A 12,032-nucleotide genomic window follows, 5' to 3' on the forward strand; every position below is an offset into this window, starting at 1 on the left:
ATAGGTTTTGGCAAATGCGTTTATAAAGCGCAGAGTGACGCTGTGAGTGGAAAAATAAGGGGGAAATGGAAGGTGATTTTACTATTTGTATAGTAGACGAGGGAATATGTTTTGCTCTTGTTTTGTTTGCTTCACATCCTCCATTGTGCCCCAACATACTCTGTGTTAAAATTGTTCATGGGACTAGGCACCAATGGTACGAGGTGCTGCGACTGGGAGACCGCCATGAAGCGGGCTGATGAATATATGTACAGGCAGAAGAGCGAACATAAGCATTGCTGTGTGTGATTTATCAGAACATATATGCTATTAGTTGGTGAGGAAAGAAATGAGTTCTACATTAAAACAAAATAAATATGAAATTGATATGTGCAACGGGACGATCATGGATAAGCTGATCTCATTTTCGCTCCCGCTTATGCTCTCGGGTATTCTGCAGCTGATGTTCAATGCGGTGGATATCATTGTTGTAGGGAAGTTCAGTGGTAACGAGTCGCTGGCGGCGGTCGGTTCAACCACAGCACTTATCAATGTATTCACCAATTTGTTCATAGGGATATCCCTTGGGGCAAATGTGCTTGCGGCAAGGCTTTATGCCGCAGGAAAAGATAAAGAAATGTCAGAGACAGTACATACCGCGATCGCGCTGGCGCTGGTCAGCGGTATTATTATGGCCTTTGTCGGGTGGATTTGCGCAAAACCGGCGCTTGAGCTTATGGATACTCCGGGGGATGTCATCGGACTTTCTTCTTTATATATGAGGATATATTTCCTGGGAATGCCATTTTTCATGCTGTACAATTACGGCGCTGCCATACTCAGGGCGGTGGGAGATACCAAAAGACCACTCCTTTTTCTGGTTATATCCGGAATTGCAAATACAGGCCTTAACCTGTGTTTTGTGATCATTTTCAAGCTTGGAGTTGCGGGGGTCGCAATCGGAACAGTCATCTCACAGCTGATATCCTGCGTACTCGTCCTCCGCTGCCTGTGCAGGTCAGAAACGAGCTATCAGCTTAGATTTTCAAAGCTTACCATCAAGGGTGCATATGTAAAGCAGATCTTTTCGGTCGGAGTTCCGGCTGGAATCCAGAGCACGGTCATCAACTTCTCAAATGTACTGCTGCAGTCGTCAGTCAACTCGTTTGGCTCGGTTGCCATGGCGGGCTACACGTCGGCAAATAATATATTTGGCTTTCTGTATGTGACGGTGAATGCTGTAACGCAGGCGTGCATGAGTTTTACGAGCCAGAACTACGGTGTCGGCAAATGGAAACGTATGGAGAGAGTTCTGATCGACTGCCTGATATTGTCATTTGCGGCAATGATGGTTCTGGGCAATGGAGCGTATTTCTTTGGACCGCAGCTGCTGCATATATATACGAGCAGCGACGCGGTTATAAAGTGCGGAATGGAGATTCTGCTGTATACGACAGTCACATATTTCCTGTGCGGATTTATGGACTTGTTCCCGGGGGCGCTTCGTGGGATGGGACATTCCGGAGTTCCGATGCTCCTCTCGATCATAGGAACGGTGGGAACCCGAATCGTGTGGATATACTGGATTTTCCCGAGACACAGATCCCTGGCGGTTCTGTTCATCTCATATCCGGCGTCCTGGATCATAACCCTTGCTATGCAGATAGTATGTTATTTCTATGTGAGGAAGATGCTGTATAAGAAAATTGCAAATAAGAAATGAGTGAAAACGTATGGGGAAGCTGCCAGAGAAATGGGGGGGTGATCCATACGTTTTTTATTTGCTGTTGTTTAAGAAGATAGAGATGTTGTATAAGAATAGGCTTATCTGCCTTGCAAAATAAAGTAAATAAAAATTGACATAATCAATTAAAATGAATAATATTATTTACATAAGGAGATGATATTATGCCGAAAAAGTCATTGGTATTATTACCAGAGACAGAGAGAATACTAGAACAGATGGGACAGCAGATAAAGTATGCCAGACTTAGAAGAAAGCTGCCTGCAGAGCTTGTTGCTGAGCGGGCGGGTATCAGCAGAGCCACATTGGTGTCTATAGAAAAAGGTGCATCTTCGGTGGCGATTGGATGCTATGCAGCCGTGTTACATGCGCTTAACTATATGGATAAGGATCTGTTGCTAGTTGCAAAGGATGATGAACTTGGAAGAAAATTGCAGGATTTGGATCTGCATGTGAAGAAACGGGTGTCGAGGAAATGAATTAAAATAAGCAATGCTTCCCCTCGCCACTGACGTGGCTCGTGAGGAGGGGCTGCATGAACGAAGTTCATATTTAATCAGCCCCGACGACCTGCCGCCGAGCGAAGGCGAGGGGGCATTACCAGAGAATGGCATGCGTCGTGGAAGACGGACGGAATTATAAAATAAGCCATGCTCCCCTCGCCGCTAACGCGGCTCGTGGAATGGCATGCGCCATATAGATAACAAAAAAACACCAGTTGATTGTGAGCAAGCTCCCATCAACTGGCATTTTTTTATTATCTGCATTGCTTATTTTATAATTCCTATTGACATAGTAGGGTATAAGAGCTATAATCCTATCATGTTCGTAGGAATTATAGGATTTATTATTTAGTGAGGCATAGAAGATCATGAGATTTAACACAGCATTATTACACAGCGCAAAGCTTGGTGATGAGAATACAGGCGCCACACTTACACCGATCTATCAATCCAGTGCATTCTATCAGCCTTCAGCGGAGCAGCATGAGAAGCTCTTCCACAACAAGGCGACGGGTTATTCTTATACGAGGATCAACAACCCGACGATAGCTGCATTTGAGGAGCGGATGACGAATCTTGAAAAGGGAGTGGGTTCGGTAGCGTGTTCTTCTGGAATGGCGGCACTCACAAATGCACTCTTAAATATAGTAGGAGCTGGCGGAGAGATAGTGTCCAGCACAGGACTCTACGGGGGAACGATAGATCTGTTCCACGATCTGGAGGCATTTGGGATCAAGACGACATTTGTGGAGATATCGGATAAGGATGCGGTCGAGGCAGCGATAAATGAGAACACCAGAGTGATATTTGCTGAGACCATCGGCAATCCGAAGCTTGATGTGGTGGATATAAAGGCGCTTTCGGAGCTGGCACATTCACACAGGCTTCCGCTCCTAATAGACAATACAGTGGCAACTGCATATCTGGTCACACCGCTTACACTTGGAGCGGACATAGTCATCAATTCCACATCCAAGTACATCAATGGCAACAGCGATGCCATAAGCGGAGTTATCACTGACAGCGGCAATTTCAAATGGGACGCAGAGCGTTATCCGCTTCTGCAGCAGTACAAGATGTTCGGAAAGTTCGCCTACATAGCAAAGCTCAGAAACGGACTTTTTAGAAATACAGGAGCCTGCATAGCTCCGCAGACGGCATTTTACAATATGCTCGGCATGGAAACTCTGGGACTTAGAATGGAGAGGTGCTGCAGCAACGCACTTGCACTTGCAAAGTTCCTCGAGAGCCAGGAGGGAGTGAAGGTCAATTATCCGGGACTTACCTCAAGCCCATGGCATGACATAGCGGATAAGCAGCTGCACGGAGGCTACGGCGCTATTATTACTATCAGAGTTGGAAGCAAGGAGAAGGCATTTGCGGTGATGAACAAGCTCACAATACCGCAGATAGTGTCGAACATAGGAGACACAAAGACGATCATCGTGCATCCTGAATCAACACTGAATGCGCACAGCACAGAGCAGGAGAAGCTTGACGCCAACGTATATGATGATATGATTCGTATTAGTGTCGGAATCGAGGACGTGGAGGATCTCATAGAGGACTTCCGGAAGGCCTTGGAAAGTTAAGCAATTGCGAAGACCGAGTTAAGCGAAAGCGACCCCTAATCGGTATACTAAATCACCTCATGCGTTAAACAACATTCAGGTTTCGCAATTGATTGAACACGTAAATATGATTTGGAGGAACTACATATGGCAGTAGATTACGCAGCTCTGAAAAAGGGCGGATTCATGAGACAGAAGCAGAAGAATAACTTTTCTCTGAGACTTCAGGTGGTGGGAGGAAATCTTACCGCAGAGAATCTCAAGAAGATAGCAGAGGTTGCCGAGAAATACGGAGATGGACATGTACATCTCACATCGAGACAGAGTGTTGAGATCCCATTTGTTAAGCTTGACGATGTGGAAGAGGTAAAGGAAGAACTGGCAAAGGGAGGCTGTAAGCCGGGTGTGTGTGGCCCAAGAGTAAGAACAGTCACAGCGTGCCAGGGAAATCAGATCTGTCCGAGCGGCAATATAGACACTTATGATATAGCAAAGAAGCTTGATGCGAGATATTACGCAAGGGAGCTTCCCCACAAGTTCAAGTTCGGTGTCACAGGATGCCAGAACAACTGTCTGAAGGCAGAGGAGAACGATGTGGGAATCAAGGGCGCAATGGTAGTAGAGTGGGATGAGCCATCATGTATCATGTGTGGCGTGTGCGTCAAGGCGTGCCGTGAGGGCGCGATCACCATGGCGGACGGCAAGATCATTCTCGACACAGACAAATGTAACTACTGCGGTCGATGCGCAAAGGCATGTCCTACAGATGCATGGAAGGGTGAGACAGGATACCTTGTATCATTCGGAGGATTATTTGGAAATACTATCCACCGCGGTGAGGAGTTACTTCCGGTTGTTACATCTGAGGAGCAGCTTTTCCGTATCACAGATGCGGCAATACAGTTCTTTGCAGACAATGCAAAGCCAAGCGAGCGTTTCCAGTTTACACTGGAGCGCGTGGGCTTAGACAAATTCAAAGAAGTATTAAAGGAGGCTTACAATGGCTGATTATGAAATCAATGACAGAGTAGATATAACTGATGTGGTGTGCCCGATGACATTTGTCAAGGCGAAGGTAGCCATGGAGGAGCTTGAGATAGGACAGGTGCTTGCGGTTACCATGAATGACGGCGAGCCTGTACAGAACGTACCAAGAAGCTTCAAGGAGGAAGGACAGCAGATCCTGAAGCTCATCGACAACGAGAATGGCACTTATGATCTTATAGTTAAAAAATTGGAGGATTGATCAGGAAAGGAGAAAATGAATGGCAGTAAGAGTCAGTGCAGAGGATTTCGATGCGAAGGTTCTTCAGTCGGAGCTCCCGGCCATCGTGGAATTCTATTCGGACAGCTGCATACCATGCAAGCAGCTCTCACCTATCCTTGGTGGCATCGAGGATGACTACGAGGACAAGGTAAATGTATACAAGGTAAATGTAAACTTCGACGCAGAGCTTGCTGAGAAGTACGCAGTCATGGCGTCACCAACTATACTCTTCTTCAAGGGAGGCGAGGAGGTTTCCCGCATCCGTGGCCTTGTGAAGAGAAATGCGCTGGAGGAGGAAGTTGGCAAATTATTGTAGAAATTTGTTGGTAAAGTGACACAATGGAGTATTTGACTGTAGTCAATTACTTCCGGTGTACAGAAGAATGAAACTATATAATTAAAATTATAAAGTATATAATCACATTTTATGTCAGTTTGGCAACGCCGGACAGGCAAATGAATCGTCAGGAGGAAAGAAAAATGACAGTCACAATAGCAGGAAAGAAGAAAGAGATAGCAGAGAAGACAACAATAGCTCAGATCATTGTGTCAGAGAACGTTGAGAATCCGGACTATGTCACAGTAACAGTCAATGATGAGTTTGTTGACTCAGATGCATTTGCAACAACAGAGCTCAAGGACGGCGATACAGTAGAGTTCCTCTACTTCATGGGAGGTGGCAGCTTCTAATGGCATTCACAAACGAACAGATGGAACGTTACTCACGTCACATCATCCTTCAGGAAGTTGGCGTGAAGGGACAGAAGAAATTGTTAAATGGCAAGGTGCTGATCATCGGCGCAGGTGGACTGGGAGCGCCAGCCGCTATGTACCTGGCAGCAGCCGGAGTAGGAACCATCGGTATAGTTGATGCCGATGAGGTAGATCTGTCAAATCTTCAGAGACAGATTATTCACGGAACAGCAGATGTGGGCAAGGCAAAGGTCAAATCCGCAAAGGAGACCATGAACGCCATGAACCCTGATGTAAATGTGATCACATACAGAGAGTTCGTGACATCAGAGAACATCATGGATCTCATCAAGGACTATGATTTCATCATCGATGGAACAGACAACTTCCCTGCAAAATTCCTTATCAACGATGCCTGTGTTATGGCTAAGAAGCCATTTTCACATGCAGGAATCATCAGATTCAAGGGTCAGCTCATGACATATGTTCCAGATGAGGGACCATGTTACAGATGTGTATTCAAGGATCCACCTCCAAAGGATGCGGTTCCTACATGTAAGCAGGCCGGAGTCATCGGAGCAATGGGCGGTGTTATCGGAAGTCTTCAGGCTATGGAGGCAATCAAGTATCTCATTGGAGTTGGCGATCTTCTGACAGGAAGACTCCTTACATTTGACGCACTTAAGATGGAATTCCACACAGTAAAGCTCCCTCACAAGAAGGGCTGTGGATGTGCTGTATGTGGACCAAATCCAACCATCACCAAGCTCATCGACTACGAGCAGGTAGAGTGTGATGGTAAGTAGAAGATCAAGGCAGGTATCTGTGCTTGAGGAATGCCTGTACGGTTGTTATTATGCCGCCCCTGATGAACATATACCATATCAGGGGAATACGCGGTCGCCGGTACTTAGGTGGTGCTTTAAGCAGCACCTTAGTACCGCTGCAGACCAAGTTAAGCGAGAGCGACCCCGGATATGGTATTGTCAGTCGGGGGCGGGCATACAACAAACAATGTATCCTCAAGCACAGATCCTGTTACAGTTGATAATAAGGAGGATATGAAGTAAGATGTTGTACATGACAAAGTCTGATTACGAGAAGATACTTGCACACTGCAAGGAAGGCCTTCCAAATGAGTCCTGTGGTCTGATCGGCGGTGTCAGAGAGGGAGACAAGAAGTACATCAGGAAGGTGTATCTCCTGACAAATATTGACGCCAGCAACGAGCATTTTTCCATGGACCCGAGAGAGCAGCTTGCGGCAGTTAAGGATATGCGTGCAAATGGATACGAGCTTCTTGGCAACTTCCATTCCCATCCAGAGTCTCCATCCAGACCTTCGGAGGAGGATAAGAGACTTGCATATGATTCCAAGTTGAATTATCTGATCCTCTCCCTCATGGAGATAGACAATCCGGTACTCAAAGCCTTCAACATAGATGAGGAAAAGAATGTGACGATAGAGGAGCTTGTTATAGAATCATGATAGATAGCAGGCATTTGAAAGAACAGGGCGGGCTTTGATACCCGCCCTTGTTCTTTACGTGGGCTTGTCATAAATTTTCATTTGGAGTTACTGAAGATATGTTTTGCATAAGTATAAATCATAAGAATACACCGGCCGATGTCAGGGAGAGCTTTGCATTTTCGACAAAAGGACAGAGACAGTTCACCGAGCGGCTAAAGGCTGCGGTGGGTGGATGTGTCGTGTTGTCGACCTGCAATAGGATGGAAATATACTTTACGGATAAATGTGAGCCATGTGGGTCTGTTATAACAGGAAAAATGAGCAGCGGTGAAGCTTCCGGTGGGCGAGGTGGACTGCTTGAACAGGTAGAAATGCTTCTGGCTAATGATAGGGATGTCCCTGTCAGCCTCATAAGAAGATATAGCATGAATTATGAGGGATTCCAGTGTATGTTACATCTGTGCAGAGTGGCGTGTGGTATGGATTCCATGGTGCTCGGCGAGGTGGAGATCATACATCAGGTGAAGAGCGCATATCTTGTGGCAAAGAAGCTTGGAGCCTGTGACGGCGAGCTGAATATAGCATTTCAGGGAGCACTTGCGGCGGCAAAGGCGGTGGCGACGGAGAGTGACACTACGAGACTTCCGGTATCCGTCGGAACCTTGTCAGCACGGGAGGCAGTGAATTTTACAAGAAATGGCGGCATTGAAAACACGTGCAGAGATGTTCGAAGTGATGTGGTAAGCAGCAGTCAAGTTGAGAGTGTGGATGCTGAAAAGGCAAATACCGGGCATATCCTAGTCGTAGGAGCCACAGGCAAGATAGGCAGCATAGTTGTCAAGGATATTGCAGATCTTGCACCAGATATAGAGATAACAGGCACAAGCAGAAGTCACAACAGTGCAGATAGCATATTTGACAGACATCAGCAGATCAGGATAGAGGACTACAGCAGAAGATATGAGCTGGCAGCCTGGGCGGATGTCATCATCAGTGCGACAGCAAGCCCGCATTATACATTTGTCAGGGATGAGCTGGCGGAGGCTGTGAAAATGCAGCCGAAGCGGAGATTGCTCCTTGATCTGGCAATGCCAAAGGACATTGATCCTGCGGTCTCAGATGTGGACGGATGTGTGCTGCGTGACATAGACTATATCAGGACACTCTCCAGAGAGAACAATGAAAGCAGGGCAAAGACAATCACAGAGATGGAGCCGTGGCTCATATCGCAGGTTGACGAGATCATGAAGAACATAGCATTTTCGAGGTTCAACAGGGAGCACGGAGACGTGATGGCGAAGCTTAAGACTATAGATGGCGCAAAGATGGTATATAAACTCAAAGGACAGCTTGAGTATGATGCATTTGAGAAAATGCTGGACAGTATTGTGACTGCCGGATGTGAGAACTGAATACTGCTTGTTTGCCTGAGGTTATGCAGTATCATCGGCTGATGATGTTTATGTCAGATGTCAGATAATTGGAACAACTTTTGGTGCTTTTTAATAGAGACTCAATAATAGAAATTAGAGGTAGCGATGTCGTATTTCCCATTTATGATAGAATTGAATAATGAGAGATGCCTGATCGCAGGAGGCGGAACTGTTGCATACAGAAAGGTGTGCAGCATGCTGGAATTTGGCGCGGTGGTCACGGTGGTGTCACCGGAGTTCTGCCCGGAGCTTTTAGAACTGGCGGAGCGATTGTGTGTATCGGATAAATATAGTTCAGGACATCTCACACTTGTGAAAAGATGCGTGCAGCCGCAGGATATTGACGGTGCATTTGTCGTCATAATGGCGACGGACGATGAGAAGGTCAACCACGACATGGCTGAGCTCTGCAGGCAGCAGCGCATACTGGTAAATGTGGTGGATGTGAAATCGGATTGTGGATTCTACTTTCCGGCGATCATAAAGGATAAAGAGGTCGTGATAAGCGTTTCCACTGGAGGACAGAGTCCGGTGCTTGCGGGAACGATTAAGAGAAATATAGAGAGCCATTTAGGCAGGAGTTATGGCGACATAGCGGAGCGGATGGGGGAGCTCCGGGAGCAGATCAAAGCACAGATAGACGGCGAGGAAGAGCGAAAGAAAGCATTTCAGCAAATGGTTAGGAGTCTGTTAGATGAGAGTTGAGAATGGACATGGTAAAAATAAACCGAATATTCGTAAATTTGCGGAGAATGACATGGCAGATGGATTCAATAGTGACGGTTTGGATTGCGAAAGCGGAGGACAGAAAAAAACAGTAAAAGTTGGAACCCGTGGCAGCATGCTTGCTCTTGCTCAGACTGAACTGGTGATAAAGGCACTCAAAGAGAGATTTTCCCAGATTGATTTTCAGATGATTACAATGAGTACCCGGGGGGATCGGGACACCAGCAGAGCGCTTCTGGAATTCGGAGGCAAAGCGGTATTTGTCGAGGAGTTCGAGGAAGCTATACTTAAAGGTGACATAGACATAGCGGTACACAGTGCCAAGGATATGCCGATGGAGATCATGGAAGGTCTTACGATAGCGGGCACACTTCCAAGGGCCTGTCCGCAGGACGTTCTCATATATAAGAGCGGCAGGTCATTTGACAGAAACGACAGTTTCGTGGTGGGAACCAGCAGCCTAAGACGGCAGTACCAGATAAGAGACATGTATCCAAATGTGGTGTGTAAGAATCTGAGAGGAAATGTCGGTACCCGCATACAGAAGCTGGAAGATGGCGAATACGATGCCATCATTCTTGCAGCGGCAGGGCTTGAGCGCCTGGGAGTTATTGAAGACAAAGGCAATGACAGCACAGAATGCTTTGAAGTGCACAAGGACGAACTTACATTCAGATACATCAGCACAGAGTCCATGCTTCCGGCAGCATGTCAGGGAATCATAGCCATAGAGACACGAACCTCTGGCGAGGTATACGACATGGTCAGAGCGATAAATGACACAGAGGCATACACACAGCTCACATGCGAGCGCGCAGTTCTGAATCGCCTGAACGCCGGCTGTCACGAACCGATAGGCGTGTACTCAGAACTTCATGGCGACCACATGAAGCTAAGCCTGATGAAAGCAGATGCGGCTTCATCGGACAAAGAGAAAGATGAAGAAATCCAGATACACAGAAAGACGGTAGAAGGAAACACCGCAGAATGGGAACAGCTGGTAGAGGCGTTGATAAAGTAGGTTGTGGCACACCCAGCGTATTGGAGAACAAAATGGTATATTTAATAGGCGCAGGCCCCGGCGACCCGGGACTCATCACGGTGAAGGGCCTGGAATTCATAAAACAATGCGATACAATCATATATGACAGGCTTGGAACTTATCAGCTTCTGGAGATGGTGAAGCCGGACTGCCGCAGGATATACGTCGGCAAACAGGCGGGCAGCCACTACAAGAAGCAGCCTGAGATAAACGAGATACTTGTTGAGGAAGGCCGCAAAGGCAACATGGTGGTGCGCCTCAAAGGTGGCGATCCATTTGTGTTTGGAAGAGGCGGCGAGGAAGTGACTGCACTTCTAAAAGCGGGGATCCCATTTCAGGTGATACCGGGAATAACATCCGCAGTGGCGGTTCCGGAGGTGTGCGGCATACCGGTGACACACCGAGGAACGAGCAGAAGCTTTCACGTGATAACAGGACACAAGCGGGCGGACATACACAGATCTGATGAAGGTGGTTTAGATGACTACGACTACATCAGAAATCAGGAAGGGACAAGCGTGTTCCTGATGGGGCTGAACAGACTGCCACAGATCATGGAGAGACTTGTTCAGACTGGGGCGGAGGAACATACTCCGGTCGCGGTCATTTCCAAAGGAACCATGCCAGGGCAGAGGATAGTCCGCGGCGATATACAGACAATTGCGGACAAGGTGAACGAGGCAAAGCTTGAATCTCCTGCGATCATAGTCGTGGGTGAAAATGCAGCACTGGATTTTACTGCACCGAACAGAGGACCGCTTCAGAATGTCCACGTTGGACTAGTTGGAACGCCAAAGCTTCGCGAGAAGATGAGAGTTGCAATAGATGCGCTCGGTGGTCAGTCCTACAGCATAGTGGATATGAGTGTGGAGCAGACAGAGGAGAAGGACAGGCTGTGCGTGGCTCTGGAACATATAGAAGATTACAGCTGGCTGGCATTTACCAGTCAGAACACCATAACCCTGTTTTTCAAATGGCTCAGGGAGTGGAATATAGATGTCAGAAAACTGGCTCATCTGAAATTTGCGGTGGTCGGTGCCGGAACAAGGGATGCGTTAAGATCCGAAGGCTACATAGCGGACTATGTGCCGGACGAGTACACCACAAGCGCTCTTGCTATGGGACTTGCAAATGTGATGAATGACGGAGAGAAACTTCTCCTTCCGAGAGCCGTTCAGGGCAGCGAGACAATGCTTGATATACTTGATAAGGGCGGCGTAACATACGAGGAGATTCCAGTATATGATGTGGTTGGCCGCAGGATGGAGAGCATACAGTATCTGAAAGATCTGGATGTGATCACATTTGTCAGCGCGTCAGGTGTCAGGGGATTCCTGAAAGTCCTTGACGCAGAGGAAAATGGATCTGGCATGGATCATATGCCGAATGATGTTGATTCATGCAGGGAGCATACGAATAATACAGAAAGTACTTTAAAAATTCATGATATAATGAAAAACATCCGCATAGCAGCACTTGGAAATGTGACAGAGAAGGCTTTGGAGAAAGCTGGTTATCATGCGGATATAGTTCCGAAGGTCGGTGATATCGAGCACCTTATATCAGCCATCGGTGATTATTATTTTAGAGAAAAGAGGCAGTAA

At 47.1% G+C, this 12,032-nt stretch carries 13 protein-coding genes; all 13 read left to right on the forward strand.

All coding sequences use genetic code 11. The features are described 5' to 3' along the window. Window positions 1-328 precede the first annotated feature (328 nt). The 13 genes from DWW60_RS09495 (at window position 329) to cobA (ending at window position 12,032) form a co-directional block, all read left to right on the forward strand. On the forward strand, window positions 329-1,702 hold the full coding sequence (locus tag DWW60_RS09495; protein ID WP_055145444.1) for an MATE family efflux transporter: 1,374 nt from the start codon (window positions 329-331) through the stop codon (window positions 1,700-1,702). A gap of 185 nt (window positions 1,703-1,887) precedes the next feature. Beyond that, on the forward strand, window positions 1,888-2,202 hold the full coding sequence (locus DWW60_RS09500; protein WP_117875197.1) for a helix-turn-helix domain-containing protein: 315 nt from the start codon (window positions 1,888-1,890) through the stop codon (window positions 2,200-2,202). A gap of 392 nt (window positions 2,203-2,594) precedes the next feature. Next, a complete protein-coding gene (locus DWW60_RS09505; protein ID WP_117875199.1) occupies window positions 2,595-3,818 on the forward strand; it encodes an O-acetylhomoserine aminocarboxypropyltransferase/cysteine synthase family protein in 1,224 nt (407 codons plus the stop codon). A 126-nt stretch (window positions 3,819-3,944) separates the two neighbouring features. Continuing rightward, complete coding sequence (locus DWW60_RS09510; protein ID WP_004851725.1) at window positions 3,945-4,805, forward strand: 4Fe-4S binding protein; 861 nt, start codon at window positions 3,945-3,947, stop codon at window positions 4,803-4,805. Further along, window positions 4,798-5,043, forward strand: coding sequence for a sulfurtransferase TusA family protein (locus tag DWW60_RS09515; RefSeq protein WP_015534730.1), 246 nt, complete (start codon window positions 4,798-4,800; stop codon window positions 5,041-5,043). The genes DWW60_RS09510 and DWW60_RS09515 overlap by 8 nt, the downstream gene beginning before the upstream one ends. A 19-nt stretch (window positions 5,044-5,062) precedes the next feature. Further along, on the forward strand, window positions 5,063-5,380 hold the full coding sequence (locus DWW60_RS09520) for a thioredoxin family protein (protein WP_022217143.1): 318 nt from the start codon (window positions 5,063-5,065) through the stop codon (window positions 5,378-5,380). Window positions 5,381-5,544: 164 nt separating this feature from the next. Then, window positions 5,545-5,754, forward strand: a complete 210-nt coding sequence (gene thiS / locus DWW60_RS09525; RefSeq protein WP_015534732.1) for a sulfur carrier protein ThiS — start codon at window positions 5,545-5,547, stop codon at window positions 5,752-5,754. Next, a complete protein-coding gene (gene thiF / locus DWW60_RS09530; protein ID WP_004851717.1) occupies window positions 5,754-6,563 on the forward strand; it encodes a thiazole biosynthesis adenylyltransferase ThiF in 810 nt (269 codons plus the stop codon). Before thiS ends, thiF begins: the two co-directional genes overlap by 1 nt. 265 nt (window positions 6,564-6,828) lie before the next feature. Continuing rightward, window positions 6,829-7,245 (forward strand): M67 family metallopeptidase, encoded by a 417-nt coding sequence (locus DWW60_RS09535; RefSeq protein WP_117875201.1) that lies wholly within the window; start codon window positions 6,829-6,831, stop codon window positions 7,243-7,245. Window positions 7,246-7,343: 98 nt separating this feature from the next. After that, window positions 7,344-8,639 (forward strand): hypothetical protein, encoded by a 1,296-nt coding sequence (locus DWW60_RS09540; RefSeq protein WP_117875203.1) that lies wholly within the window; start codon window positions 7,344-7,346, stop codon window positions 8,637-8,639. A 126-nt stretch (window positions 8,640-8,765) separates the two neighbouring features. Further along, window positions 8,766-9,365 carry a precorrin-2 dehydrogenase/sirohydrochlorin ferrochelatase family protein gene (locus DWW60_RS09545; protein ID WP_243002945.1) on the forward strand — a complete coding sequence of 200 codons (600 nt, stop codon included), beginning with the start codon at window positions 8,766-8,768 and terminating at the stop codon, window positions 9,363-9,365. Beyond that, entirely contained in the window at window positions 9,355-10,407 is a 1,053-nt protein-coding gene (hemC, locus tag DWW60_RS09550) for a hydroxymethylbilane synthase (RefSeq protein ID WP_117875205.1), read from the forward strand. The genes DWW60_RS09545 and hemC overlap by 11 nt, the downstream gene beginning before the upstream one ends. A 32-nt stretch (window positions 10,408-10,439) precedes the next feature. Further along, a complete protein-coding gene (gene cobA, locus DWW60_RS09555; RefSeq protein ID WP_117875207.1) occupies window positions 10,440-12,032 on the forward strand; it encodes a uroporphyrinogen-III C-methyltransferase in 1,593 nt (530 codons plus the stop codon).

It is taken from the genome of Coprococcus sp. AF16-22 (assembly GCF_003461545.1).
GTDB classification, from domain to species: domain Bacteria; phylum Bacillota; class Clostridia; order Lachnospirales; family Lachnospiraceae; genus Coprococcus; species Coprococcus aceti.